Source organism: Sulfurospirillum halorespirans DSM 13726 (assembly GCF_001723605.1).
In the GTDB taxonomy this organism is placed as follows: Bacteria; Campylobacterota; Campylobacteria; order Campylobacterales; family Sulfurospirillaceae; genus Sulfurospirillum; species Sulfurospirillum halorespirans.
Map to the genome: position 1 here is coordinate 894,079 of NZ_CP017111.1, position 26,382 is coordinate 920,460.

General features: G+C 39.3%; 22 protein-coding genes. 11 read left to right on the plus strand and 11 right to left on the minus strand.

Annotation, left to right across the window (positions count from 1 at the left end):
- The first annotated feature begins 44 nt into the window (after positions 1-44).
- Entirely contained in the window at positions 45-521 is a 477-nt protein-coding gene (locus tag SHALO_RS04435; protein WP_069477528.1) for a hypothetical protein, read from the plus strand.
- Here SHALO_RS04435 and SHALO_RS04440 read toward each other — a convergent pair.
- From SHALO_RS04440 to SHALO_RS04475, 8 genes are all read right to left on the minus strand, one after another.
- Positions 463-2,106: a lytic transglycosylase domain-containing protein gene (locus SHALO_RS04440; protein WP_069477529.1), complete on the minus strand. Its 1,644-nt coding sequence runs from the start codon at positions 2,104-2,106 to the stop codon at positions 463-465. The genes SHALO_RS04435 and SHALO_RS04440 overlap by 59 nt on opposite strands.
- Positions 2,096-2,392: a YggT family protein gene (locus SHALO_RS04445; protein WP_084010706.1), complete on the minus strand. Its 297-nt coding sequence runs from the start codon at positions 2,390-2,392 to the stop codon at positions 2,096-2,098. The genes SHALO_RS04440 and SHALO_RS04445 overlap by 11 nt, the downstream gene beginning before the upstream one ends.
- Positions 2,389-3,576, minus strand: coding sequence for a glutamate--tRNA ligase (locus tag SHALO_RS04450; protein ID WP_069477530.1), 1,188 nt, complete (start codon positions 3,574-3,576; stop codon positions 2,389-2,391). Before SHALO_RS04450 ends, SHALO_RS04445 begins: the two co-directional genes overlap by 4 nt.
- The gene (locus SHALO_RS04455) at positions 3,569-5,821 is read right to left on the minus strand and encodes a glutamine--tRNA ligase/YqeY domain fusion protein (RefSeq protein WP_069477531.1); all 2,253 of its coding nucleotides are present in this window, start codon (positions 5,819-5,821) and stop codon (positions 3,569-3,571) included. The genes SHALO_RS04450 and SHALO_RS04455 overlap by 8 nt, the downstream gene beginning before the upstream one ends.
- Positions 5,822-6,212: 391 nt before the next feature.
- Positions 6,213-7,562 carry a hypothetical protein gene (locus SHALO_RS04460; RefSeq protein WP_202968811.1) on the minus strand — a complete coding sequence of 450 codons (1,350 nt, stop codon included), beginning with the start codon at positions 7,560-7,562 and terminating at the stop codon, positions 6,213-6,215.
- Between the two features lie 82 nt (positions 7,563-7,644).
- Positions 7,645-8,898, minus strand: coding sequence for an OprD family outer membrane porin (locus SHALO_RS04465; RefSeq protein ID WP_069477533.1), 1,254 nt, complete (start codon positions 8,896-8,898; stop codon positions 7,645-7,647).
- 154 nt (positions 8,899-9,052) lie between these two features.
- Positions 9,053-9,766, minus strand: coding sequence for a response regulator transcription factor (locus SHALO_RS04470; protein WP_069477534.1), 714 nt, complete (start codon positions 9,764-9,766; stop codon positions 9,053-9,055).
- An 18-nt stretch (positions 9,767-9,784) separates the two neighbouring features.
- On the minus strand, positions 9,785-11,221 hold the full coding sequence (locus SHALO_RS04475; protein WP_069477535.1) for a DASS family sodium-coupled anion symporter: 1,437 nt from the start codon (positions 11,219-11,221) through the stop codon (positions 9,785-9,787).
- Between the two features lie 93 nt (positions 11,222-11,314).
- Between SHALO_RS04475 and SHALO_RS15190 the strand changes: the two genes are divergently transcribed.
- The 3 genes from SHALO_RS15190 to SHALO_RS04490 all read left to right on the plus strand — a co-directional run bounded on the left by SHALO_RS15190 (position 11,315) and on the right by SHALO_RS04490 (position 15,400).
- Entirely contained in the window at positions 11,315-13,744 is a 2,430-nt protein-coding gene (locus SHALO_RS15190) for an ATP-binding protein (RefSeq protein ID WP_158513711.1), read from the plus strand.
- Between the two features lie 81 nt (positions 13,745-13,825).
- On the plus strand, positions 13,826-14,746 hold the full coding sequence (locus SHALO_RS04485) for a cache domain-containing protein (RefSeq protein ID WP_069477536.1): 921 nt from the start codon (positions 13,826-13,828) through the stop codon (positions 14,744-14,746).
- 3 nt (positions 14,747-14,749) lie between these two features.
- The gene (locus SHALO_RS04490) at positions 14,750-15,400 is read left to right on the plus strand and encodes a hypothetical protein (RefSeq protein WP_069477537.1); all 651 of its coding nucleotides are present in this window, start codon (positions 14,750-14,752) and stop codon (positions 15,398-15,400) included.
- 170 nt (positions 15,401-15,570) lie between these two features.
- Here the strand turns inward: SHALO_RS04490 and SHALO_RS04495 are convergent, their stop codons facing one another.
- Both SHALO_RS04495 and SHALO_RS04500 read right to left on the minus strand, forming a co-directional pair.
- On the minus strand, positions 15,571-16,272 hold the full coding sequence (locus tag SHALO_RS04495; RefSeq protein WP_069477538.1) for a response regulator: 702 nt from the start codon (positions 16,270-16,272) through the stop codon (positions 15,571-15,573).
- Positions 16,265-17,050: a sensor histidine kinase gene (locus SHALO_RS04500; RefSeq protein ID WP_158513713.1), complete on the minus strand. Its 786-nt coding sequence runs from the start codon at positions 17,048-17,050 to the stop codon at positions 16,265-16,267. The genes SHALO_RS04495 and SHALO_RS04500 overlap by 8 nt, the downstream gene beginning before the upstream one ends.
- A gap of 520 nt (positions 17,051-17,570) precedes the next feature.
- Here SHALO_RS04500 and SHALO_RS04505 point away from each other — a divergent pair.
- Positions 17,571-17,993 carry a hypothetical protein gene (locus SHALO_RS04505; RefSeq protein ID WP_145923228.1) on the plus strand — a complete coding sequence of 141 codons (423 nt, stop codon included), beginning with the start codon at positions 17,571-17,573 and terminating at the stop codon, positions 17,991-17,993.
- Between the two features lie 15 nt (positions 17,994-18,008).
- On the opposite strand, the gene SHALO_RS04510 is transcribed toward SHALO_RS04505, so the two are convergent.
- Positions 18,009-18,908 carry a LysR family transcriptional regulator gene (locus tag SHALO_RS04510; RefSeq protein WP_069477541.1) on the minus strand — a complete coding sequence of 300 codons (900 nt, stop codon included), beginning with the start codon at positions 18,906-18,908 and terminating at the stop codon, positions 18,009-18,011.
- Positions 18,909-19,091: 183 nt separating this feature from the next.
- Between SHALO_RS04510 and sdhA the strand changes: the two genes are divergently transcribed.
- The 6 genes from sdhA (at position 19,092) to SHALO_RS04540 (ending at position 26,294) form a co-directional block, all read left to right on the plus strand.
- Entirely contained in the window at positions 19,092-20,942 is a 1,851-nt protein-coding gene (sdhA, locus tag SHALO_RS04515; RefSeq protein WP_069477542.1) for an 8-methylmenaquinol:fumarate reductase flavoprotein subunit, read from the plus strand.
- On the plus strand, positions 20,942-21,901 hold the full coding sequence (sdhB, locus tag SHALO_RS04520) for an 8-methylmenaquinol:fumarate reductase iron-sulfur subunit (RefSeq protein ID WP_069477543.1): 960 nt from the start codon (positions 20,942-20,944) through the stop codon (positions 21,899-21,901). Before sdhA ends, sdhB begins: the two co-directional genes overlap by 1 nt.
- 3 nt (positions 21,902-21,904) lie before the next feature.
- A complete protein-coding gene (gene sdhE / locus SHALO_RS04525) occupies positions 21,905-22,759 on the plus strand; it encodes an 8-methylmenaquinol:fumarate reductase membrane anchor subunit (RefSeq protein ID WP_069477544.1) in 855 nt (284 codons plus the stop codon).
- A gap of 94 nt (positions 22,760-22,853) precedes the next feature.
- Positions 22,854-23,654: a substrate-binding domain-containing protein gene (locus SHALO_RS04530; protein WP_069477545.1), complete on the plus strand. Its 801-nt coding sequence runs from the start codon at positions 22,854-22,856 to the stop codon at positions 23,652-23,654.
- Between the two features lie 221 nt (positions 23,655-23,875).
- On the plus strand, positions 23,876-25,489 hold the full coding sequence (locus SHALO_RS04535) for a methyl-accepting chemotaxis protein (protein ID WP_069477546.1): 1,614 nt from the start codon (positions 23,876-23,878) through the stop codon (positions 25,487-25,489).
- Positions 25,490-25,583: 94 nt separating this feature from the next.
- Positions 25,584-26,294, plus strand: a complete 711-nt coding sequence (locus SHALO_RS04540; RefSeq protein WP_069477547.1) for a sulfite exporter TauE/SafE family protein — start codon at positions 25,584-25,586, stop codon at positions 26,292-26,294.
- The last annotated feature ends 88 nt before the right edge of the window (positions 26,295-26,382 follow it).

Below are 26,382 nucleotides of genomic sequence, written 5' to 3' on the forward strand. Positions count from 1 at the left end.
TTTGATGAGTTGATCTGCGTGTGTGCTAAGTATGAGGAATGATAATGCGATATATTTCAATGGTTTTGATACTGTTTTTACTCTCGGGATGTGCTTCAAAATTGAGCGAAAATGAAAGTGAAAAGACCTTGGATTATGGAATGGCAAACTCTAAAAAGATTGAAATTCAAAACTCAAAAACCTCTAAGACCTTTGTGCTTATCACCTATCTTAACCCCATTCATCATGATCTTGTAACGCAAGAGAGCGAAAAATTTGTCGTAGGAACCTACAAAGCTACAGGCGATGGCGCCTTTGATAGAGTCACTCTTTCAAAGTTTAAAGTCAATGGAAGCGATGAAAATCTGACGGTTACACCTCTCAATCAAGATGCACCCCTACTCAAATTGATCTCAACGTCAAACGCTTGGACCAACTATGTGTTAATCCAAGCGCCAAAGACAGAGGAGATCAAGATGGAGATTAGTTTCGAAAACGATCAGTCGCAGAGGGTATCAACAACATTTCGAAAAGATTTTTGATCGAAACATCTTCGCCTAAAAGATGGCGGTACACGACATAATTTGCCAGTACTTTTTTGCCGTACTCTCGACTCTCTTCGTTGATCATGCTCTCCATACTTAAAAACGGCTCATACTCACCTTGTGAAAATGCCCCAGCTTGCAGATGTTTTTTGGTAAATCCCATACCGCCATTGTAAGCGTACGCTATAAAGAGCGGGTGCATGAGATTTCTCTCTAAAAAATTAAGATGAAGATTTCCAAAGAGATACGCCACCCGAGGGTCAAACATCATAGCGATTGAAAATGTTTCCAGCTTCTCTTTTTTAGCAATGTCACGTGCCACAAAAGGCATAAACTGCATCATTCCAAGCGCATACGACGTTGAGACGACCGAAGGGATAAAACGGCTCTCTTGACGCGCGATGGAGAGCATCAATGCTTGGCGATGAATGGAATAACTTGAAAGTTCTTCAGGGTAAGGAATCGGGTAGTAGTTTTGGGCATACCGTGTGGCGCGTTCCATCAAGTAGCTGTAATGCGGCAATGTGTTGGCGTATTTGAAGCTTTGCGCCAAGGTTTCGACCTCTTGAGAGCTCATGTGATAGACTTTATTCATCACTTTAATCCATGCAAATGGATCGCTCACATTAAATGTTGGGTGCGTGCCTTCTAAAACGGGTGAGACGATATTTTGCATCGGTCGACCCAGCTGTTCGTAGGCATAAAGGGAGTACATGTTGATGTCGCCATCTTGCACGATGCGTTCTAAAAAGCGAGCATCTTTGGTCACTAAATAGAGCCAAAAGAGCGCTTTGTCTTTCTCTTCACTCTTCGTGGAGCGCTCAATAGAAAGTTCAAAAAACGTCAATGCTTGCTCTTTTTCACCGTATTTGAGGGCATTGAGTCCCATATAAAAGAGCGCTTTGGTGTTTACATGTAAAGAAGGGCTTACATGTAACAAGGAGCGTTGCACATTGTCCAGTTTATCGTTTTGGACAACATTGTAAGCAAGCTGGTTGAATTTGACCGATTGGGAAAGTCGATCCATCTGCTCTTTGGGGATGATCTGTTGGTTGAAAACAGCCGCTTTATACGCGGTGATACTGCCGTTAAAAAGGTTTAAGAACGTGTTGACATCGCTGCTCAGTGCAGCTTCATACACGTTGTCATTTTCCATCAAGGTAATGAGATTGACCAGCTCTTTGTTCTGTTTGAGACGCGGTTTGATGAATTTCAGTTGCCCTTTTGCCACAGAGGTGACTTTCGCGATGTTGATGCCGATGTTGAGGCATTCATCATCTTCTTTCATCAACGCGGTGACATCAAGATCAATACATTTGGAGATTTTTTTATACTCAAGATTGTCCATTTTTTTAGCAAAAAGATGAAAAAAACGAATGTTCATCGTATGCACCATCCCAAAGAGCGCTTTGGCTTCTTTGGGGGTGGTGGCATCGCTTTGAAGGTATTCGTAGATGTAAAAATCTTTCGCAAGACTGCGCGGTTTATCATCAAAAAAGGCAAAGTCAACAGGCTCATCCGCAAACAGGTCAATGCAAATACAAAGGCAAAAGAGAAGGCCTAAAAAAAGTTTATAAAGCATTGGCAAGCGCAAACAGTAGTTTGACCGCAAACAGGTCGACAAATTGAAGTGTCAAAATCACGATCAAGGGCGCAAGGTCGATGCCACCAATCAGTGTTGGAACCAATTTACGAATAAAGGCATACACTGGGTTGGTGAGCCGAAAAAGAATCTGTACAATCGGATTGTACGGATCAGGGCGCACAAAGGTAATGAGAGCGGCTATAATCACCACCCAAATATAAATGTTAATGAGGGTATGTAAAATGTTGGCAAACGCTTCAATAAATGTTGATAAAACGATCATCTAACAATCTCCTTAAGGTAGTTTTTAATGAATGGATATAAAAGGGCAAGATCAAGCCCCGTGTCAGCTCCTGTGAGCCACAAACGAAGGAGTTTCAAAAAAGGTTCATCTTCAAGCCCACTTTTTTCTGCCAAATAGGCTTTAAACGCATCAAAGCTCGCACAATAGGGCGCATTTAAAATGAGCTCTTGAAGTAGTTTACTCTCTTTTTCAAAGGTTGTATCCAATGCTTTTTTGGCAAAGAGTGCATCTACTTTTTGTTTGATCTCATACGTCGTGCTTGCTTCTTCCGTATACAGTTTAGCAAGTTTTCCAATGTTCTCACAGGCGTACCCGATGCGTTTTGAAAGCTCCATATCAGGGATGCGTTTGATATGCTCACGATTGATAAAGCGCAGTTTATCAATGTCAAAAGGTGCAGGTGATTGTGAAATCGTTTTGATGTCAAACCACGCGATCGCCTCTTCAAGCGTGAAAATTTCCGTTGGTGCAGGATTGCTCAACAGGAGAAGATAATTCATAATCGCTTCAGGCATAAACCCTTGGTCTAAAAGTCTCTTAACAGCGCTTTCATCTTTTTGGCACAGAAGCGAAGGCACATGCGTGTAGTGCATCGCTTGGTCATACCCTATCGATTTGCGAATATGCTCCTCTTTTGGCGCAGTGGGTTCCTGCTCATTTTCTCGAATGATTGTGGTAACGCCTTGAAGCATATCGTCGCAAGCACAGGCGAAAGTGTAGGTCGGGTATTTGTCGGTGCGCATAATGACAAAGCTATCACAGGTGGTATCGAGTTTTTTCATACGAATAACAAAGGGTTTTGGAGTGTTTAAAACCTCATCTGGGCTTAAATGCTCGCATGTTCCAATACAAGGTGACTCCTCGTTTTCATGGAGGCAAAAACAGATAAAGGCTTTTTTCGTGTCCAAAAGCGTGGAGGCGAATTGGAGGTGGTATTTGAAATTGTTGCTTTGGTAGTAAAGCTGTGAATAGGAAATGCCAAAGAGTTCCAACATCTCTAAAATCTCTTGGTCTTTGCCTTCGATCGTGCGTGCTCTATCGCCATCTTCAATGCGCACAATGAGTGACTCACCCGCTTGTTTGGCGCAGATGGAATTTAAAAGCGCAACTCTGAGGTCATTGACGCTCATATCGCCCGTGGGAGAAGGGGAAAATCTATACATGCTTCAACGTCTCAGTCACAAGTTCATTAACTACGGTTGGGTTCGCTTTGCCACCACTGTTTTTAAGCACTTGTCCTACAAAGAAGCCAAAAAGATTGGTATTGCCTGCTTTAAATTTTGCGACATTGTCAGGGTTTTTGGCGATGACTTCATCAATAAGGGGCTTTAATTTTTCAGGATCACTGATCTGTGTTAGCCCTTTTGCTTCAACGATGACGGTTGGATTTTCTCCTGTCATAACCATCTCTTCAAAGACGTGTTTTGCAATTTTATTGGAAATCGTTCCCTCATCGATCATTGTGACAAGTTCAGCTATCTCTTTAGCGCTAAATTTTAAGGGTGCATCAAGTTTAAGTTCTCTTGCCACTTCGTTTGCGACGATGTTTGCAAGACTGATCGGACTGTTGACAAAAGTGAGCGTCTCTTCATAAAATGAGGAGAGTTGCTCATCGCGCGCTAAGATATTGGCGATTTCATGGTTGAGCCCAAGCTCTTTCGTGTAAGTATCAAAATGTGCCTGTTCAGATTCACTCATAGGAGCGACAACACCCTCAACGATGGAGGGCTTTTTAGCTTCAGGTTTTGGTGTGGATGGCGTTACTTCTGTCTTTTTAGCCCATGAGTCTTTAAGCCCGACAATTTTATTAAACACAGGTTTTTCATCGGTGTAATCAATCGGATCAGCGTAAAAATAGCCTTGTCTCTCAAACTGGAATCTCACATCAGGTTTTTCGCTGATAACAGCGGGTTCTACAAAGGCATGCGTGATTACATGTAAAGAATTAGGATTGAGATCTTCTAAGCCATCGGGTGCTTCGTTAGAGTATAACCGCTCATACAGTCTGACTTCGACTTTTTTAGCATGTTTTGCACTGACCCAGTGAATAGCACTTTTCGTTTTAATATTGCTTGTGTCTTCACCACTTTTGGAGTTAGGATGATACTCTGCTTTTAGTTCTATGATGGTGCCGCTAGCATCTTTCACGACCTCTTTACATGTAAGAATGTACGCATGTTTAAGCCTCACAGGTTGTGTAGGTGTCAAACGGTAATAACCCTCAGGAGGATTTTCACTAAAATCATCTCTCTCAATGTAAATCTCACGAGAAAAAGGAAGTTTACGTGAACCCTCTTTAGGCACATCGTGTGGGAAATAAGAAGCGTCTATCTCTTCTTCACCGTCATAATTTTCGATGGTCACTTTGAGTGGGTCTAGGACACACATCACGCGTGGTACTTTTTGATTTAAATCGTCGCGGATGCAAAATTCAAGCTGTGCCACATCGACCATCGAGTTTGCTTTGGCGATGCCGATTTGATCGCAAAAATTGAGGATGGATTCGGGTGTATAGCCTCTTCGTTTATAACCTGCAATGGTCGGAAGGCGAGGGTCATCCCAGCCGTTGACATGGTTGCCGTTCACCAATTCTAAGAGTTTGCGTTTGCTCATGACCGTATAGTTTATGCCTAAACGTGCAAACTCATGTTGGTAGGGACGAGGAGGGGTAAGATCGAGTGCATCGAGTACCCAGTCGTAAATATCGCGGTTGTTTTCAAACTCTAGGGTACAGATCGAGTGCGTTACCCCTTCGATGTAGTCGGACAAACAGTGTGCAAAGTCATACATCGGGTAGATGCACCACTCATCGCCAGATCTGAAGTGATGGGCATGACGGATGCGATACAGTAGCGGATCGCGCATTTTCATATTGGCAGCACTCATATCGATTTTAGCGCGTAAAACGTGTTCGCCATCTTTAAACTCGCCCTTTTTCATGCGCGCTAAAAGGTCTAGATTTTCTTCAATGCTGCGTTCTGCAAATTGACTGCGTCGTCCTGCTTCTTTGATCGTGCCACGGTATTCACGAATCTCTTCTTCATTCAGGCTATCCACATAGGCTTTGCCCATTTTGACAAGCGTCACAGCATAATCGTAAATTTTTGGGAAATAATCAGAAGCAAAGCGCACATGATCCGCCCAGTTAAACCCAAGCCATGTGACAGCATCTTTAAGCGCTTCAACGTATTTCATGTCTTCCGTCGTTGGGTTGGTGTCATCCATTCGGAGGTTACAATGCCCGTGATAATCCCGTGCAATGCCAAAATTGATACAGATAGATTTAGCATGTCCAATGTGCGGAAATCCATTAGGCTCTGGAGGAAATCTGGTAATAATTTCTTTATACTTTCCAGACTTTAAATCCTCTTCCACAATGGTGCGTAAAAAATCTTTGCTCTCACTCATCTTATTCAAACCTTTTTGATTGATAACTCTTATATGCTCTGTATTTTACCATGCTCTGTATTAATTAACCCAAAAGCGTTGATGATTGCATAGGCAAGAACCATTAAACTGCTTCTACAAATTGGGAGATATTGAGTAATTTTTACTTTACATGTAAAGTAAATAAATAGAAGAAATTAGGAACGATCTACAAGTACCAAGAATACAAAGTATCACTTTTTTGAATTTTTTTGAATGAGGTTCATTGCGAGAATAACTAACACGATAAGAAGAACATTTAAGAGTATCATTAAAATGAAAAAAACCTTCAAAGACATGACCATCCCTTTTTTAATGAAAGAGGGAAGAGTTCTTTTGACTCTTTCCTCTTCAATAATGATATTATGTGAAACTATCTAGTTGGAACTCTTGAAGAGAGTGGTGCTGGTTTATACTCTGGTAAAATACGGCAATCACTTTGTGGATTCCATTTTGCATCAAGAGTGCGGCATTTTTGTACAACCTCAAAAGGTGTTGGCTTTTTCCTTGTATCAACCCATGTTAAAAGAACATCCATAGCTGCTATATATTGGGCATCGCTTAGATAACTATGCTCTTTGTCATTGGTGTAAAGTTGTACCATGTTGTTAGCATGTCCTGCTTTTGCAACAGTCTCTTCCCACGTGCTTGCAAGTTCAACAAATGCAATAGGGTCATTAATACCACGCATTGTGATAATAGGTAATGCAATGTTTCCTGTTGGATCGGTATCTTTACCAAAATCCGCAACAGCTGTTGGGTCAGCTTTATAGCGGAGTACTTTTTTATTGAGTTCTTCATCATTGGACGAACCAACGTATTTTATCGTCTCATTGCCAAAAGGATTGCGACCATTTAAGCGGTTAAAGACAATATCTTGAAAGTGATTGGTTGCCCAACCAAGATGACCTTGAATGCTTTTCTCTGGGATTTTAATCACATTGGCAATGGTTTTAAGATTCTCTTTTTGTTTCTCAGAGCGTTCAGCTTCAGGTTTATTAAGCCCTAGGCATTCATTGACTCTTTGTGTAAGATCGTCTTTACTCATCTTAGCATCTTTTGAAGCCAATCCTTGCCAAAGTGGATATTGCATCTCATTGGCACGTGGGTGATTTTCACAAATAGCTTGCCATACAACTCTTAGATCAAGTCTAAAATCATACGATTTTGTTCCTCCAGCTAAAACACCACTGGTGAGAAGAACAGCGTCAATTTTTGGCTGAACTTTTGAAAGTGGACCATCTACTTCAGCAGCACGTGCCGCAACACCACCACCCCATGACTGCCCATGTAAAATTACTTTTTTTGTCTTTCCTACAAGTTTAGATGCTATAGGTAAAAGGCGTGCAGTATCTTCAGCGGCTGACATAAGTGCCACACCACCTTGTCTGTATGAAGTGACAGCGAGTGCATTACCACTCCTGACCCAAATAGACCAACGTTCAAAATCTTCGATAGCACGTTCTGCTTTCGGAAGCTTTCCTAGTGCTGGACCTCCATGGGAATGCAGAACAAGATTGCCATTCCACTCTTTTGGCTTAGCAACCCAATAATAGGCACCCGCTTCATCTTGTCCTGCCCAACATATTGTACCAACGGGAAGGTGTTTGACTTCAGAAGGGCATGGTTGCTCTGTGGGTGCAGCAAAAGAAAAAGAGAGTGCGGTACTTGCTAAAAGACAGCTTTTGATTAAAATTGATGATAGGTTTGGTTTAGATTTCATGATAGATTGCTCCATATCGTTATGTTTTACACCCTTTGAGGCACCATAAAACTGCCTCAAAGGAACTTACAAAAAGGGTGTGTTAAAATTTATAGTTGGCTTTGAACCAAAGTTCTTCGCCTTTACCCGTTCCAGCTGCTGCTGTTTCTGCAGACTCGTCTCCTAAAATGGTATAAAGTAGTTCAGTCTCTAAGCCTTTAAGTGCACCAATAAATTTGTAACTGCCGTAAAAATCCGTAATGCTTTGATCGTTTTGATTTGCTGCTTTGGAAGCGACATCAAGCTGTGTATAGCGAGCACCTGCAGTTAAACCAATTTGTTTGAAGTTATAGTTTGCATCCACGGTGTAACCTGAAGTGTCTGAACTATAGGTTCCAACTCGGACTTGTTTACCTTTAACATAGTTCGGTTGTGCACCACCACCAAGTCCTGCTTTAACGCCTTTATTACCCGCATCATCGCTAATAGAAGAGTAGGCTACATAGGTTTTAAAATTACCATAGCCAAGGTTGAGCTTTACACCGTACATCGTTGCTTCCTCGTAGTGCTTCCAGTCAGTATAAAGATAATTTGCTGCTATACCATAGTCAAAATTGTTGTATTTGTTGGTGTATTCAGCTTCAAAGTAGTAGTCTTCATAGCCTTGAATACGACTGCTTGCTGTTGAACCTTTTGAGTCATCATCAAAGGTTAAGTATTGGAAGGTGAGTTCAACATTGGGGATAGATTTGTTAATCACCATCGCGGTATAAGCGTAATCATGGTCTTTATTGAGCTCTTCAAACTGGCCAACACCACCATCTCCATCAGCTCTATCTTGAAATTTAGTAACAGCACCTACCATAACGCTGGTATCAGGTAAGTCTGTATTGGTAATCAATGCTCCTTCAAATGATTGAGTAATCATACGCGATGTACTACTCCCAATGAGAGGCGTTTTAATAAATTGACGACCAATTTTTGCGGTTGTTTTGCCAATGGTATAGTTAACATACGCTTCTGAGAGTTGAGTACCAGAGCCATAGAGGTCATCATTTTGGTTCGTTCCAAAGACCTCTTTTGCTTCATCGTCAGCAAAAGGAGCCGCACTGGTTTGTGTTGTAAACCCTAAACTAAGGCCGTAAAAAGTACCTGTGTTATAGCGTAATTGCATACCTGTCAAAAAAATATCAGAGCTTGAATTTGCAAGATCTTTGTCACGGTCAATGTACCATGCACGGAGTTCTCCGCTAATTTTACCCTCTTTAAATGCGTCAGCAAGAGTATCTGCTGCAAATGAACTGGTCATAAGACCAGCAACGACGATAGCCGCCAAACTAAGTTTAGCTAATTTCATACCTTTCTCCTTATGTGAAATAATTCTGGGGACAAGAGAAGTGTAGAAGAAAAAAGTTTCTGGAAAGTCGCTTTTTGACCCTTTACAAAAAATGATTTCATCGAATGGTTTAAAGAAGATTTTACATGTAAAAAAGTGATTAAAAAAAGAGTTTTTAGGATAAAAGAATGCGGTAACCAACCCCTGAGATATTTTCAATGGCTTCTTTTCCTATTTTGGTACGCAGTTTATTGACAAGGCTTTTAAAGGCACTTTCACTTCCCATATCCTCTTCCCAAAGAGTTGTTTGAATCTCTTCCTTGGAGGTCATACGGCTTTTGTTGGAGATAAGCTGATCCAAAAGTTTGACCTCTTTTGCCGTAAGAGGATGTATTTCATTATGAAAAGTGATACTACGTTGTTGATAAGAATAAATAGCACCTGTAATAAATTGCACGCTCAGTATTTTGTTCTGAACTATTTTTCGAGCAGCGCTTTTCAGGGTTTTTTCTAAAATAGTGAAGTCGATAGGTTTAGTAAGATAATCGACCAAAGAGAGCTTCACTGCTTCAAAAAGATATTCTTTATCGGTATAAGCGCTCAAAAGAAAGATTTGTGATTTTTCGTCAAATTGGCGTATCCATTTGACAAACTCAATACCATTGATACCCGGTAAATTAATATCGCAAATAATAATATCAGGATGAAAGATCTCATATATTTTCATTGCTTCTTCGGCAGATTCAACGGCTAAGATAGTGTTGCTAAAGTAATGAAGAACTTTGGATATAGTTGCACGAATCGAAGCATCATCTTCGATGTAGAGAATATGAAGCGATTTCAGTGTTGTTTGCAGTGAAAAATCGTTATCTATGTGGTATATTGACATCTCTAATTCCTTTATATCTTAATACAATCCAACCATCTTCCACCAAGCTAAACCCACTACAATAAAAATAAACTGATTAAGTAAATTGATTATAAATCCAGCACTTAACCACTCTTTTTTACTGACATACCCTGAATCAAAAAGTATCACACCTCTCGCATGAGTATAAGGTGTAAGTGACCCGTATAAACTACTGGAAAATCCCAAAAGTAAGGCTAATGGATAGATGGGAATGCCCAATTTGACGCCTACGCCTAAAAAAACAACGTATAAAGCCGCTACTTGTGCCGTACCGCTGGCAAAAAAGTAGTGGGTGTAGGTGTAAATAGCATTCAGTACGACTAAGATAATGACCCAGTGCATAGAAGTCATACCGTAAAGATGTTCCCCAACCATAGAGCCAAACCATTTAGTGAAGCCCAATTTATGTAAAAATTCTGCCATCATCAACAAAGCAGAGAGCCAGATAAGCGTATCCCATGCTGTTTTCTCACCTTTAATATCATCCCAACTCAACACACCTGTAACAATCAGTGTAGAAAGACCGATAAGGGCTGTTGTCGTCGCGTGAATGCCAAAATTGGCACCAAAAATCCAAAGGATTAAGACGCCTAAAAAAGTAAAGCCCATGATGAATTCATTACGAGAAAAAGCCCCTTTTTTGATGAGTTCATATGTGGCAAAACGATGTGCTTCTCGTGACTCTTCAATACGAGGCTTCATAATGAAATAAAGCGCAATAGGCACAAAAAATAAAGAGACCAGTGCAGGTATACTTGCAGCAATAAACCAATCCCCCCAGCTTAGCTGAACACCAAAACTACTGGCAAATTTAACAATAAGTGGATTTGCCGCATAGGCTGTAATAAAGAGCGTTCCTGTGATGTCATTGATATGACTTATACACATAATGAGGTAAGCGCCCATTTTGTGGCGACTTGGATCATTGGGGTATGATTTGAACGTATGGGCTAATGCCGTCGTAATAGGATAAATGATACCACCCGAACGTGCCGTACTGCTGGGTGTTGCAGGGGCTAAGATAAGATCGGCTAAAGAGAGTGCATAGGCAAGCCCAAGGGTTCGTTTGCCAAAATAGCGAATCATAAGAAGCGCAATGCGTTCACCAAGCCCCGTTTTAATAAACCCTTTTGCCATAAAAAATGCAATTACAATGAGCCAAATAAGATCACTGTTGAACCCACTTAAAGCATCCGTAACTGCTTTTTTGGATGAGATGGCTCCGGCAGCTCCGGTGATCGCAAAAATGGTGATACCCAAAACACCAATGGCTCCCATAGGCATGACATTGAACATAATTGCTGTGATAGTACTCAGAAAGATAATAAGTGTGTGCCATGAGTGTAATTCTATGGCGTCTGGTCTAATAAACCATGCAATAGATGCAATAAGTGCAATGGTAAAAAGAGGGATGATTTTGACAGTATCCTGCATCTTTAATCCTTACATGTAAAAGAAGGTAGCGTTATTATAAGCAAAAAAAGTCGCTAATAAGCTTTTTTTTGTTTGTATGTTATGATAATCGCTATGAAGCGATTCTCCTATTTTGTGTTCACATTGGCTTTAATGTCATCTGCTCTGTTGGCTGGAACTGAAACGTTTTTAAATAAAAAAGAGAAAGCCTACATTGATGCAAAACCCATTTTAAACGTTTACGTAGAACCTGATGTCTACTCTTACAGTTACACGTATGATAATTATCTCAATGGCTATGCTATTCACTATTTACGGCTTTTAGCCAAAAAACTCGATGTTGATCTTCGTTTTATAACCGATATAACACGAGAGGAAGCTAAAAAACGGCTTGATTCTGGAGCGTTAGATGTAGCGCTTTTCCCTACCTTTGAGCCTTTGGATGACAATGCCTTCCAGTTTAGTAAATTTCCTATAGGCGTTTTGCAACCTGCCTTGCTTATGCCTAAAATTTATCAATTATCCCCCACCTTAGAATCCATTGAAAAATTACGTATTGTGATGTTAAAGGATGATGCATTTGCTTCCACCATCAAAGACAAAAATCCCGATGCAACCATAGAGATTGTCAATACTATTGAAGAGGCTGTTTTAAGAGTTGCTGAGCAAGAAGCTGATCTTGCTATTGGCTTACATGAAATTTTTACAGCACATCTTGAGTCTAAAATGATCACTTCTTTGCAAAGTATTCCGCTTCGCAATAATGCAGATTTTCCGATGGTCAAGATATTTTTAACCACAGCTAAAGAAAATATTGTTTTTATCTCAATTTTGAATAAAGCTATGGCAGAAATTGATTATAAAGAACTTGTATTTGCTCGAAATCGCTTTTTCCCTTCCGATTCATTTCGCCAAACCAATATTAAAGTACCACTGAGCAAAGAAGAGAAATTTTTCTTGATGGGACAGCATGTTTTACAGTTCTGTGCCATTCCAAACAGCCTTCCTTACGGAGATATTGTACAAAATCGTTACGAAGGTATTGGGTCTGATGTGATAGCCCTTTTAGAAAAAAATTTAGACATTCCTATCCAACTTGTTCCCACACACTCAAAAGAGGAGTCTGTGCAAAAACTGCTTAGTAAAAAATGTGATTTTATTGCAATGGCGAGTGAAACATCGGGCACTGATTTACAAATGGCGTTTACTTCTGCTATTTTGCAGGTTCCTCTTGTTGTTTTAACAACCGATGATAGGCTTTATGTTTCTGATTTTAAAGAGATTGCAGATCGCTCTTTTGCGATACAAAAAGAGCATCCCATGATTGCTTCGCTACAAGCAGTGTACCCTTCACTCAAGCTTACCTTGGTCAATACTGAAATTGAAGGATTGAAATTGGTAGAAGAGGGAATTCAGTATGGGTTTATAACCTCTAATTTTACGGTTTCGCATCTTTTTGCGTATCACATTGCCAATAATCTTAAAGTCTCTGCTCAAATTCCTCTTAAGATGCCCGTTGGTTTTGCGCTTTTGGCTGAAAATCAACTGCTTTATTCCATTTTAGAGCAATCTATGCAGAGTGTTTTGAGTGGTGAAATAGAGCATTTAATTCTAAAATGGGTTCCTGATCGTTCTCCTAAGGGATTTGATTACACTGTAATCTTGCAGTTAGTGTTCTTATTTATGCTTTTCTCTGTCATTGCGTTTATCCTTTATTTCGAGGTGAGACTGAAAAAAAGCCGCTTGGAAGAGGCAACACAATCTCTTGATATCCTCAATCATGAGTTAGAATCAAGAATTAAAAAAGAGGTTGAGATCAGCCGTGAAAAAGATATGGTGATGTACCGCCAAAGCAGATTTGCAAGTATGGGTGAGATGATAGGCAATATCGCCCATCAATGGCGCCAGCCTTTAATGGAGTTATCGGCTATTTTGATGGATTTACAAGCGGCGATTCACTTTAAAAAAAAGGTGACAGAACATGGAATAATTGATACAATTAACGCTTCAAACCGGGTTATTCAGTTTATGTCCCATACGATTGATGACTTTAGAAACTTCTTTTCACCACAAAAAGAACTAAGTGCTTTTTGCATTAACGAAGTGGTTGCAGAAGCTATTAACATCATGAAAGCAACTTTACATCATCACCGTATTGCTTTAGAAGTGGTTGAACATTTGCCTAACGCTATGGCATATGGGCTTAAAAATGAATATGCCCAAGTCATCATTAATCTCATTTCCAATGCAAAGGATATTTTGACGGTTCGAGCAGTGGCAAAAGGCCGTATTATCATTGAAATTGATCAAAATGCAGAATACTCTAAAGTCTCTGTGATCGATAATGCAGGAGGCATTAAAGATGAAGATTTTTCTCATATTTTTGAGCCTTTTTTTACCAAAGAGAAAAGCAATGGCACAGGAATTGGACTTTTTATGTCGCGTATGATTATTGAAAACAATATGAAAGGTATTATTACAGTAGGAAATGTGGATAATGGTGTAGCGTTTTGTGTAACAGTTCCAAGACCTCATAACGTATGAGAAAGCAACTTTAACGCAACTTTCTTTAGCTAGTATCATTAGGTTATGGTATGCTAATTAGCTTTACATGTAAGGAAATGTATGTCATGGACATTTAACCAACGCATTGCCCTTGTTGCAGGCGTTTTACTCACCTTTTTTTTGTTACTTTTTGGCAGTGTATCGTATTTTAAAATGAAGTTTTATTTGGAAAAAGAGATCACAGCAAAGCAGATGAGCATTATGAAATCGCTTCAAACAGACATCAATGGATGGATGCAGCCTAGTATGCGCCAAGTACAAGATGTTGCTAAAGAGCTTGAGATGCATACTCCTTTTATTAAAGAGGAGATTGTTCCTATTTTGGCACGCTCTAAAAAAGCGATTAATGCTGTTCAGGTCTATTTTGGTTTGGAAGATGGGCGAATGATGTACGATACGGGAAAAGAGCTGAACAGGGATTGGTACGATCCTCGTAATAGACCGTGGTATGCGGAAGGGCTGGACGCAAATGAAACCGTTATTTCAGAGCCTTTTGTGGGCTTTGCAAGCAATCAACTGACCGTAACGATTATGACACCTGTATTTGTACATGGGAAAAAACAAGGGGTTGTGGCAGCATCATTTTATGTTAATAAGCTGTACCGTAAAATTAAAGCAGTGCATATGGAGGATGGTTATGCGTTTATTGTCAATGCTCAGGGTAAAATTATTATCCATCCCGACAAAGCCATGATCAATGTGAATTTACAAGAGCAAAATCCCGCTTTGAAAAAAATGTATGCGTATATGACGATGCATAAAGAGGGTTCATACACCTATGAATTTGATGGGAGGAAAGAGCTTATTACCTTTGGAGAATTACGCAATGGTTGGTTTAGTGTTGTTTCCATTGAAAATGCGAAAGCATATGCATTTAACCATAGTATGCTAAAACTCTATTGGGTTATGGGTTTTCTTATGATTGTTCTTACTGTGATGATTTTGGTGCGTATGACTCACAAAAGTGTTGAGCACGAATAAGCCATGAAGTACGCGATTCTTTGTTCTCTTTTATGGCTAACACATAGTATCGCTACACCGCTTTCACTCTCCGATGAGGTTTTTCAAGAAGCACAGCACATCTTACAAACACAGCAAGAGAGCCATTATGATCATAAAACAGTCATTAATGAATCTAAAGGCTATTACCGTGTAGATTGCTCCTCTTTTGTATGCCATGTTTTACGCAAAAAATCACCGTTGGCTTTAGCGATGCTTCCTATCGATGTCCATCACGTACATGCAAGAGCACAGAATTTTTACGACTACTTTAAACAGTTAGAAAGCGTGCCCAATGCGCACTGGATGGCAGTTAAAACTCTCTTTGATCTTGAGCGTGGTGATATTATTGCATGGAAATACGACCTCTCTTCCCATAAAAAAGATACAGGGCATGTTGTTATTGTTGCTGAAAAACCAATTCAAGAAGAGCAGACTCTCTATCGTATTCGTGTGATTGATGCTTCAAAAGGCAAACATGCTAATGACACTAGAGCCAAAGAAAGCGATGGCATTGGTAGTGGTGATATGTGGTTTCGAGTCAATGAAAAGGGCGCACCAATAGGGCTTTATTGGTCAAGTAAAGAGAAAAAGGAGCGTCAACATTTTATTGTAATGGGACGTGTACAGCACTAAAATCAGCTTATTATTCGAGCTTATTAGTAGTAATGCTAATACTTTTATTTTTATTTAAAATAAACAAACTATTTTCTTTCTTTCCTCAATCACTCTTTTCAATTCATTTATGTAATGTGTGTTGCATGTAACGAAGGTCTATAAAATAGGTTATGGAGTTCTCCCTTATATTATTGTGGTAAATCAGGTGTTGAAGGTACCTTATAATCAATTTTGATCTGGTACCCTACACCGTTAATATTTTCAAAAAAATCAACATCACAGATTTCTCTGATACGGTAGATCACCATTTGAAGTTTTTTAAGATTGAGTTGCTCATCATCCCAAAGCGTTGCATAGAGTCGTTCGTAGCTTACGCAGTGGTTTTTATGCTCACACAGCGTTTGAATCAGTTTTAGCGCATTGGGACTCATTTTGATCATTCGACCTTGTTTATAGAGTAAACGTGTCTCATGGTTAAAACAAAATCCGCCTGCAATTTTACTGATTTTTGTGCTCGGAAGAGGGTTTTTTTTGGCGCTTAAAAGTGAAATGGTTGCTATGATTTCCCTCTCGTTATAGGGTTTGATGATGTACCCGTCCGCTTTGGCGTCTATCGCATAAGTGATCATTTCATCATCGGCATACGCTGTCGTAAAGACGATGGCGCAGTCACTGATAGAGCGAAGATGCATCGCTACTTCACACCCACTCATAGCGCCTTTAATCATAATATCAAGTAACACCAAATCAGGTTCATATTTACGAACGCTCTCCAACGCATCGGCTCCATTATCGACACTCTCAACAACGCACCAGCTCTGTTTTTCGACGATCATTTTGAGGTATTCTGCGGCGATACACTCATCTTCTACGATCACTATTTTATACATGTTCACCTCTTTTGTAGGCTATTTGGTAACATAAGCCATGGTTGTAAGAGACTTTGAGTGTTCCTTTGAGCTGTTTGACGTTTAAGTCGACCAACTGTAGACCGAAGTTTCTTTTCATGTTGGAGTCATACCCACTCCCGTTGTCAAAATAGGTCAGTAAAACGGTATCACCACGACGTTTTAGGACAATGATGATTTTTGGATTTTCTTCCGTTTTAAATGCGTATTTAAAACTATTCACAAGTAGTTCATTGATAATCAAACCAATGGGGATGACTTCATTGAGTGAAAGCTCTAGCGTGTCTGCTTTGAAGAGAATGTTAACATGCTCGCTGAGTGTACTTTGGATGTTTCGATACAATTTTTCAATAAACTCTTTGGCATTGACTTTTTCAAGATCATGCGAGACGTAGAGCATAGAGTGTACCATCGCCATCGCATCGATTCTGCTTTTACTCACTTGGATGATGTCGCGTACTTTTTGATCCTCTTTTTCCGCTTGAATGGCAAGCATAGAGGAGACAATATTAAGATTGTTTTTAACGCGGTGTTGTAATTCATTGTAAAGGAGATCTTTTTTGTAGTTTGCGTTAATTAAACGTTTATACGTGTCGATTCGTGTGATTTCATAATACAAAGCAAAAATGATGACAATCACGAAAACCGATATAAAATTGATAATAGCCGCAGGAGTATGCAAAAAAATGCTGGTTTGCAAAGCGTCTTGATAATACAGAAGCAAGAGTCCTGTAATAGCAATCATAACGAAGCTAAACACGAGTCCTTTTTTCCAGCTAAAAAGAGAAAAAATGCCTAATATTAACGGAAATAAAAATCCGGATATATAATCATCAAAGCGGTAGATAAAGATAGCCGATACTGTTTCAACGCAGAGGATGAACCCCATGGTATACGAAGCATAGTCGTATTTTCTTTTTCGATAAAACATAAAAAAAGAGAAAATAATCAGCAGAAGCATCATTGAGGTAAGGGGGATAATTTGATAATCGTGATTTGACAGATCCAAACCAATATGAAAACAAAAGATACAAAAACATACGGTATGGATGATCCAGATAATCTTCCCTCGCCTTCCTTCTGTTGCCCTTTGTATTTCCGCATTCAATGGGAGATGTGATGTTTTCATGAAATTAAATTTATCACGTTTCAACTTAAAGGATTCAATCTTTCCTCAACCGTATTTTCATGTGACTAGAACGTGGTTTTTTATTTATATAATTATTGAAAGAAAAAATTTAGATTTGTGGTTTGACGTTTTTACATGTAAAGGTTTACACATGATGACAGTGAGTGAAATTTTAGACATTGATATTGAATCTTTGAACCCTGACGCATTGGCTTTGCTTCGCACGACAATCGTAGAAAATCAGTCGTTGTTTCGCTTAGAATGTGAAGTCTTTTATCAGTGGGGTAAAATTGAGCAAAAACTCAATATGCCCCATTCTGCTGAAGTGCGTTTTAAAAATGCACTCTTTTTGAATCAAGAGCACACGAAGAGTATGCGTGAGCTTGGATTGTTGTATGCACAAAGTGAACGGTTACATGACGCGCTTAGGTTGTTTGCGATGCTCGTGACGATTGACCCCACAGACTACGAAGCATGGCGTGATGGTGGAACTATCTTGCTCAGCATGCACGAACCTTATAAAGCAATGGAGTGGATGAAAATGGCAAAAAAAGCCAATACGATGGTTTTTTGATCACCTGTATTGGAATTATAAATTTTTTGCTATGGATAAAAACTCATGCGCAATTTTGGATAAACGTTTGTCTTCTCGATACGCTAAAACAACCGTTCGAGTAAGCAGTGGTTCATCTATGCTAAAAAGCAAGAGTTTGTCTTGTTTATCTTCTTTAATAAATTGAGGCACTGTAAAACAAGCACCAATACCTGAAGCAACAATGGAATTGGCGATATCAAACGTTTCTGTTTCACAAAAAATATTGGGTTCAAAGCCCGCTTCTTTAAAGATTTTGTCGTATATCGGCCTACTTCTTTGCGTATCTTTCGGCAAGATAAATTTTTCATTTTTCAGATCACGCAAAGAGATCATAGGGTAGCCTTTAATCCTTTTTTTCACTTTCTGCGCAAGAGGATGGCTTATCGGTAAAGCAAGTAAAGCTTGCTCTTCTTTAATAACTTTATAACTCAGCCCTTCAGAGTGAAGTGGCAATATAAGTGTCGCTATATCAACATCGCCATCTAGAAGCATTTTTTCCAATTTTAAAGTCGAAAATACTTGGGATACTTTGATATCCGCATTGGGGAATTTTTTATAAAATTTCGACAATGCGTCGGGAATAAAATGGTATCCCGTTTGTGAAAACCCCAGTCGTAACTTTCCATTTTCAAAGCCTGTAACATCACGCATTTGTACATTTAAATCATTGTAAAGCTCTATGATAGCGTTTGCTTTCGAGAGATAAATCTCTCCCGCATGGGTCAGACTAATAGGCGTTGTGCTTCGATCAAAAAGCGGTACACCAATTTGCTTTTCTAATATATTAATACTCTGACTTAAAGAGGGTTGGGCTATTTTTAGTTTTTGAGCCGCCTTTGTAAAGCTTTTTAATTTTGCCACCATAACAACACACTCTATTTGCTTTAAACTCACTAAAAATCCCTTAAATACGATATTTTGCAGAACTTTACCCCATAAGAAAAGACCTATGAGAACATATACAAAACAGTCTTTGACTTATGGATAAAAGTGTATTAATATTTTGCTGTTATTAAATTTAAAATGTATTTAAAAAATATAATTTTAAATTTATAAAATCATTTACGAGGAAATCTTATGAGTGAACAGTTTACCAGAAGAGAGTTTCTGCAGTCAGCCTGTATTACCATGGGTGCATTAGCGGTAAGTACGGGTGGTGTTGAGCAAGCTTTTGCTGCGACTTCAACCTCCACACCCAATACTTCAGGAATGCCAACATGTGATGTATTGATTATTGGTTCAGGTGCTGCAGGGCTTCGTGCTGCTGTTGCCGCACGTAAAAAGAACCCAAATCTAAGTGTTGTTGTTGTGAGTAAAGTCATGCCAACCAGAAGTGCTACAACCATGGCAGAGGGTGGCATTAACGGCGTTATTGATTTTAGCGAAGGAGACTCATTTGAGCTTCACGCGAAAGATACCGTAAAAGGTGGTGACTTCTTGGTTGATCAAGATACCGCACTTAAATTTGCTACATACGCAGGTGCGGCAATTCATGAACTTGACTACCTTGGTATGCCGTTTTCTCGTAATGCCAAAGGCGAAGTCAATAAACGCTACGCGGGTGGTGCTTCAAAAATCCGTTGTAACTTTGCTTCGGATAAAACAGGGCATATTCTTACCCATACCTGTTTAGATGACGCGCTTAAAAACGGTGTAAAGTTTTTGATGGATCATCATATGCTCGATCTTAGTATTGAAGATGGTCACTGCGAGGGTGTTGTTCTTAGAAATATCCGCACGGGTGATATCGCTCCTGTTCGTGCAAAATCTGTCGTTTTAGCAACGGGCGGCTATACCCGCGTATTTTGGAACAGAACATCAACCCCCTACATCGCAACAGGTGATGGTGCGGCAGCGGTCCTTCGTGCTGGATTAGCGTTTAAAGACCCAGAGATGCTTCAATTCCACCCAACCGGTGTCTGCCATGGTGGTACATTGATTACCGAAGCGGCACGAGGAGAAGGTGGTATCTTGCTCAATAACCTAGGGGAACGTTTTATGAAACGCTATGTACCAAACAAAATGGAACTTGCCCCTCGTGATATTGTTGCACGTTCTATTGAGACAGAGATTCGTGAAGGTCGTGCGTTTGGTCACGATATGGAAGCGTATGTACTGCTTGATGTAACGCATTTGGGTAAAGAAAAAATCATGAGAGATTTACCTCAAATCCGCCACATTGGTATGTTGTTTGAAAACATGGATTTGGTTGAAAAACCAATTGCAATTCGCCCAACAGCGCACTACTCCATGGGTGGTATTCATGTCACAAGTATTGACACGATGGCTACTCCTGCTCCTGGTCTTTTTGCAGCGGGTGAAGCTTCATGTGTATCCATTCATGGTGCAAACCGTTTGGGTGGTAACTCACTGTGTGATGCAACCGTTACAGGAAGAATTGCAGGTATTAATGCAGCAGAGTATGCGGCTAAAGCAGATTTTGGTAAAGGTAAACGCCTTAATGATTTAACACTCAAATGGACAAGTCATTTTAAAGAGATAACCAGCTCTGGTAAAGGCAATGATAACGACATGTACGCCCTTCGTGAAGAAATGGGTGCTGCTAACTGGTACAACATGGGTATCTTTAGAACTGAGTCTAAATTACTCGCTCTTGCTGACAAACATGCTGAATTCCAAGCACGTTACGAAGCAATTCGTATCCCAAATGCTAATCCTGTGTTTAACACAGCCTATACAGAGTATGTTGAACTTGGTAACTTGTTGCTTGCTTCTCGTGCTGCACTTATGGGTGCTACGGCGCGTAAAGAGTCACGTGGTTCTCACTTTAGAGAAGATTACTTAAAACGTGATGACGCAAACTTCTTGAAGCACTCCATGGTCACCATGGATGAGAGCGGTAAAATGCATTTAGACTGGAAAGATGTTGTTGTCGGTCAGTTTAAAATTGAAGAGAGGAAATACTAATGAAATTTATCATTGATCGCTTTGATGGCAACAAAAATTATCAACAAACCTATACGGTAGAGAAAAAGGATATAGAAGCGTTGACCTTGTTAGGGACTTTGCTTTTTATTAAACAACACCAAGATCTTACGCTTAACTTTACAGCTTCATGCCGTATGGCAATTTGTGGTGCCTGTGGGGTGCGTGTGAATGGTCACGCGTATCTTGCATGTGATACCAAAATGACAGAGCTTTTTGAAGAGTACAAAGATACCGATATATTTCGTATCTCTCCACTCTCTAATTATACGGTCATTTCTGATCTTGCAGTAGATTGGGAACCTGCTATTGAGAATCTTCGTAAAGTAAAACCAGGTTTGGTTGCAAAATCGGAATTTTCAGAAAAAGAGGGTTGTCGCCAAAACCAAGAGCAATACGATCGTATTGTAGGACAATGGGATTGTATCTTATGTGGTGTGTGTGCTTCAGAGTGTAATAAGCTCTCAGCAGATCGTAGTGATTATATGGAGCCATTTGTTTATACTCGTGCATGGAAAGTAGCGAATGACTCACGTACAAAAGATCCGATGATTCACGTTAAACCTTCTGTCACCAATGGCCTTTGGAACTGTGTTCACTGCCATGAGTGTACAAACCGCTGTCCAAAACATATTAGCGCAGCAGAAGACATCGCAGGACTTCGTGCAATGGCTATGAGAAAAGGCTTGAATTCTGGCGTTGGCCCAGCACACGCTAAATCATTCTATACAGACTTAGTTGAAGATTCAGGTCGCCTCAATGAAATTCGTCTAGCACTTAGAACGGAAGGTGTTAGTACCGCACTTCGTGCAGGCACAGCAGTTACCTTAATGCGTGCAGGTAAAATGAATCCACTTGAGATTTTCGGTGGTCATACCATTGAAGGTCACAAAGATTTAGTAAAAATGATTAAAGCAGCACAAGCTGCAAACAAGGAGTAACGTATGCAAAATGAATTTGCTTTTTTCCCTGGATGCGTGCTTACTCAAGCCGCTATTGAAGCGAAAATGTCTCTTGAAGCCATAGCCCCAATTTTAGGCATTAAACTTAAAGAGATTAATGGATGGAGTTGTTGTGGTGCTTCTCAAGCACAAGACGTTGATCCTCTAGCAACCTTGGTTGCCAATGCACGTAACCTTGCTTTGGCAGAGAAGATGAACTTGCCAGTTCTTACAACATGCAGTACCTGTTTACTCATGTTGCGTCGTGCAAAAATACAATTAGACAATGGTCAAAAAGAGAAAATCAATACCTACCTTGCAAAAGGTAACATGACTTATAAAGGAACCAGTGAAGTTACAAGCCTTCTTTGGGTCTTGGCTCAAAATGCTGAGATGATTAAGTCTAAAGTAAAAAAACCTCTCTCAGGTCTAAAAGTAGCTGTTTTTTACGGCTGTCACAGTGTAAGACCTGGCAAAGATCTTGGATTTGAAAGTTCAGTGAATCCAACCAGTTTTGAAACCGTTGTCAAAGCGTTGGGGGCAGAGGTTGTACCTTTTGAAAAACGTTTGGACTGCTGTGGTTTCCACGCGGTTTATCCAGCGGAGAAGTCTGTTATGAAGATGACCAGTGGCATTGTTAACAGTGCAGCTGAGTCTAAAGCAGACTGTGTAGTCACTCCTTGTCCTTTGTGTCAAATGCAATTAGACATCTATCAAGATGATGCACAAGATACAACAAAGTCTAAAGCGCGTGTGCCAGTGCTCCACCTCTCTCAATTGGTGGGTTTAGCACTAGGGGTTCCTGCTAAGAAATTAGGACTTGATTACAACGTGATTGATGCAAGTAAACTTGCATAAGACTTGGGCATAGAGGTAGGTACGTTGAAAACTGTTTTGACAATCCTCCTCTCTCAAGTATTTAAAATACGACACTGATCTTAGGAGTAAAGTGATGTTAAAGTTTTTTTCTAAAGTGACGTCGGTTGCATTTTTATCCCTTTTATTCGTATTTGGGGTACAGGCTGCAACCATTGAAGTTATCAGTTCAGGAGCTTTTTATGCCACTATGGCTGAATTAAAGCCGGTGTTTGAAGAAAAAACAGGGCACCAAATCCATCTCTCTTCTGGTTCATCGATGGGTGCTTCTGCAACGTCTATTCCTAACCGTCTTAAAAACGGTGAAACATTCGATCTTATCATACTCGCCAGTGATCAACTGGATAAAATGATTGCCGATGATTTTGCACTCAAAGGAAGTAGGGTAGATCTCGTTCACTCGTCAATTGGTATGATGGTGAAAAAAGGACAACCAAAGCCAGACATTAGTACACAAGCTCAATTTGACAAGGTGTTAGTAGATGCAAAATCGATTGGATACTCTGCAAGTGCTAGTGGAACCCACTTGAACGAAAAGGTATTCCCCTATTTTGGAGAAGATGTCAAAGCTAAAACTAAGCTGATTGTAGGTGATCGTGTTGCTACGTGGGTTGGGCGTGGCGATCTGGAAATCGGTTTTCAACAAGTGAGTGAAATCGTGCCTTTTACCGGAGAAAATGGCAGTGTTGATTTGGTGGGTTCTATTCCTTCTCCTTATCAAAAAGTGACTATTTTCTCTGTTGGCGTTGCGAAAGGGAGTAAAGAGCCAGCAGCAGCGCAAGAGCTCGTCATATTTCTCACCGCTAAGGAAAATTTTCCTCGTTTGAGAGCACAAGGGCTTATTCCAGCAGCCGTTGCACGAGATATAGCCAAATAAGTACTACCGTATGATCAATAACACATTGAAACAACACGCTATTTAAACAATACCAAGCTTACAATGGATTTGGATGAGTTAATCTTTAACGCAAATTATAAATTTTAATGTGTCACCTCTGCTTTAGGGTTTATGTCTCTTGAAAGGTAAAACAGGGAGCATCCGTTTAATGGATGCCCCCTGTATGAGTTAAAAATTTGTTACTTCACTAAAGGATCTCTATGACACTCTCAAAGCAACTCCTTATTATGTTGGTATCTGCTATTGTAGGTGCTTCCACGATTTTTGGTATCAGCTTACTCAAAATGGATCAAATCTATACAACCACTACTACCTGTCAAAAAGAGACATTACCCAGCGTATTGTTGTTGGATGATATGCAAAGAGGGTTTTATCGCATTAGGCTTTTATTGTGGGAACATATAGGCACAGATGTCAATAATAAAGATGAAATCAAAATACTTGATGATAGGTATCGTACTTACAGAGCAGAATATGAAACGAATTTAAAAAATTATGAGACATATTTATCTGATGCCCAAGATAAAGAAATTTATGAAAAAGAGAAACAGCTTTACGCCATCTACATAGCGATGGCAGATAAAGTTTTGCAACTATCCCGTGAAGATAAAAAAGCAGAAGCGAAAGACTTTATGCTTAAAAATCGAAAAATGTCACGTAATTTAACCGATACCATCGATGAGCAAATGACGTACAATAAAAAACTTTCGGAAAACAATGCTCTTGTAGCTCAAGCTACTAAACAGACTGCAAGCATTGAAATGACCATTATTATCACGTTGGTCATACTTTTAACGGTTATGCTCAGTTATCTTATTAAGAATAACATCATGCAAGGCGTACACTTAATCAGAGACAGTATCACACATTTTGTCAAAGATAAAAATCTTAAATTCAGAATTGGTTATGAAAAGAACAATGAAATCAAAGAGATTGTTGATAGCTTTAATGATTTGGTTACAACCTTAGAAAATACCATTGTAGATGCCAAAAACTCTTCCAATGAAAATGCCTCTGTTTCTCATGAGTTAAGCACGACCAGTATGCAGATAGGAAGAAATGCAGAGCAAAGCTCGATCATTGTTGAAAATACCATTTTTGAGATAGACAGCATCAAATCCTTTGTTCAAGAGACAGCTAAACTCTCTGAGAGTATGAAAGAGGAAATTATAGATGCGGGTAAAAAACTAAACCATGCTAAAGATGAAATTATCTCCTTGCGAAATGAAGTTGATCAAGCAAGCGAAGCAGAAACAGCACTTGCAGGACAGTTAGAGCAGATGAGTAAAGATGCCGAACAAGTGAAACAAATCTTAACGGTTATTTCAGATATTGCTGATCAAACCAATCTTTTAGCTTTAAATGCCGCTATTGAAGCAGCAAGGGCTGGTGAGCATGGCAGGGGCTTTGCTGTAGTTGCCAATGAAGTACGTAAATTGGCTGAACGAACCCAAATCTCACTCACAGAGATCAATGCCACTATTAATGTCATTGTTCAGTCCATTGTGAATTCATCCGATCAAATGAATAAAAATGCAAAAAACATTCAACGACTCTCAGCGGTTTCAAGCGTAGTCGAAAACACCATTATGGGGACAAGTCAAGTGATGCAAAACAGTGTTGAGTCTGTCAGTACGAGTGCACAAAACTCTCGAAAGATTTCAAGCGATACCGATAAGATTGCGGATATGGTCTCTAACATCAACACCTTAACCTTCCAAAATGCTAGAAGTGTTGAGGAGATTGCAGCAGCGGCAGATCATCTTTCTCGTTTATCTGAAACCTTAAATGGTAAGCTTCAACAATTTAGATAAACATGAAAATTTAATATGCCAAAACCATAAAGATTTTGTAAATGAGGTTCCATCAACAGTGTTGCAATTTCTTAAATTTTAGGAAGAATATACAATGGATGAATTAACTTTAGGGTTTATTAGTTTTTGTACATCCGTCATAACAGGGGTCATTGGTATCGGTGGCGGATTATTACTCATTGCTATACTTCCTTCATTTTTACCTCTTAATGCTCTCATCCCTATACATGGGTTAAATCAAATTACAAGTAATTTATCAAGAGCTTATTTTGGATACAAAGATATACAATTTCAAGTCATACCAAAATTTTTAGTAGGATCATTCATTGGTGTTGGAATATTTATGTATTTTTTAAAAACGATATCTCTAACATATATTCCTTTATTGATAGGAGTATATATTTTATTGTCATTATGGTCACGAAATTTTAATACTAAAATAATGAAATATGAAAGTTATTATGTCATTGGATTTTTTCAAACAGGAGTATCTGTTATTGTTGGTACAACGGGGCAGCTTGCAATGACAAAATTACTTAAAGAATTTAAAGATAAAAATAAAGTAGTTGCTACATCAGCTATTCTTATGAGTATAACGCATATATTAAAAATCACTGTTTTTATCTATTTTGGATTTGTTTTTTATGACTACCTTAGTATCGTCACTAATATGGTTGTTGGCTCAATTTTGGGCTCTTATGTTGGAACAAAATTAAGAAATAAACTAGATAGTAAAAAATTAATTTTTATATTAAAAATATTTCTTTCTGTCTTGGCAGTAAAAAATATTATAAGTATTGGCTAATTTTATTCTCTCCTTGATCTCTATTCTCTTTCTAAGCCTGAGTCAATTTTGATAGAAAAGTTATACTCGAAAAAGAAAATATTTTATA

What these genes read in the sequence shown, in the direction of transcription:
- sdhE (WP_069477544.1), top strand. Translation starts at nt 21,905, where the DNA reads ATGCAAAATGAATTTGCTTTTTTCCCTGGATGCGTGCTTACTCAAGCC.
- SHALO_RS04440 (WP_069477529.1), bottom strand. Translation starts at nt 2,106, where the DNA reads ATGCTTTATAAACTTTTTTTAGGCCTTCTCTTTTGCCTTTGTATTTGC.
- SHALO_RS15190 (WP_158513711.1), top strand. Translation starts at nt 11,315, where the DNA reads ATGAAGCGATTCTCCTATTTTGTGTTCACATTGGCTTTAATGTCATCT.
- SHALO_RS04465 (WP_069477533.1), bottom strand. Translation starts at nt 8,898, where the DNA reads ATGAAATTAGCTAAACTTAGTTTGGCGGCTATCGTCGTTGCTGGTCTT.
- SHALO_RS04535 (WP_069477546.1), top strand. Translation starts at nt 23,876, where the DNA reads ATGACACTCTCAAAGCAACTCCTTATTATGTTGGTATCTGCTATTGTA.
- SHALO_RS04505 (WP_145923228.1), top strand. Translation starts at nt 17,571, where the DNA reads ATGATGACAGTGAGTGAAATTTTAGACATTGATATTGAATCTTTGAAC.
- SHALO_RS04495 (WP_069477538.1), bottom strand. Translation starts at nt 16,272, where the DNA reads ATGTATAAAATAGTGATCGTAGAAGATGAGTGTATCGCCGCAGAATAC.
- SHALO_RS04485 (WP_069477536.1), top strand. Translation starts at nt 13,826, where the DNA reads ATGTCATGGACATTTAACCAACGCATTGCCCTTGTTGCAGGCGTTTTA.
- SHALO_RS04455 (WP_069477531.1), bottom strand. Translation starts at nt 5,821, where the DNA reads ATGAGTGAGAGCAAAGATTTTTTACGCACCATTGTGGAAGAGGATTTA.
- SHALO_RS04450 (WP_069477530.1), bottom strand. Translation starts at nt 3,576, where the DNA reads ATGTATAGATTTTCCCCTTCTCCCACGGGCGATATGAGCGTCAATGAC.
- SHALO_RS04460 (WP_202968811.1), bottom strand. Translation starts at nt 7,562, where the DNA reads ATGAAATCTAAACCAAACCTATCATCAATTTTAATCAAAAGCTGTCTT.
- SHALO_RS04470 (WP_069477534.1), bottom strand. Translation starts at nt 9,766, where the DNA reads ATGTCAATATACCACATAGATAACGATTTTTCACTGCAAACAACACTG.
- SHALO_RS04540 (WP_069477547.1), top strand. Translation starts at nt 25,584, where the DNA reads ATGGATGAATTAACTTTAGGGTTTATTAGTTTTTGTACATCCGTCATA.
- SHALO_RS04435 (WP_069477528.1), top strand. Translation starts at nt 45, where the DNA reads ATGCGATATATTTCAATGGTTTTGATACTGTTTTTACTCTCGGGATGT.
- SHALO_RS04490 (WP_069477537.1), top strand. Translation starts at nt 14,750, where the DNA reads ATGAAGTACGCGATTCTTTGTTCTCTTTTATGGCTAACACATAGTATC.
- sdhB (WP_069477543.1), top strand. Translation starts at nt 20,942, where the DNA reads ATGAAATTTATCATTGATCGCTTTGATGGCAACAAAAATTATCAACAA.
- SHALO_RS04475 (WP_069477535.1), bottom strand. Translation starts at nt 11,221, where the DNA reads ATGCAGGATACTGTCAAAATCATCCCTCTTTTTACCATTGCACTTATT.
- SHALO_RS04530 (WP_069477545.1), top strand. Translation starts at nt 22,854, where the DNA reads ATGTTAAAGTTTTTTTCTAAAGTGACGTCGGTTGCATTTTTATCCCTT.
- SHALO_RS04445 (WP_084010706.1), bottom strand. Translation starts at nt 2,392, where the DNA reads ATGATCGTTTTATCAACATTTATTGAAGCGTTTGCCAACATTTTACAT.
- sdhA (WP_069477542.1), top strand. Translation starts at nt 19,092, where the DNA reads ATGAGTGAACAGTTTACCAGAAGAGAGTTTCTGCAGTCAGCCTGTATT.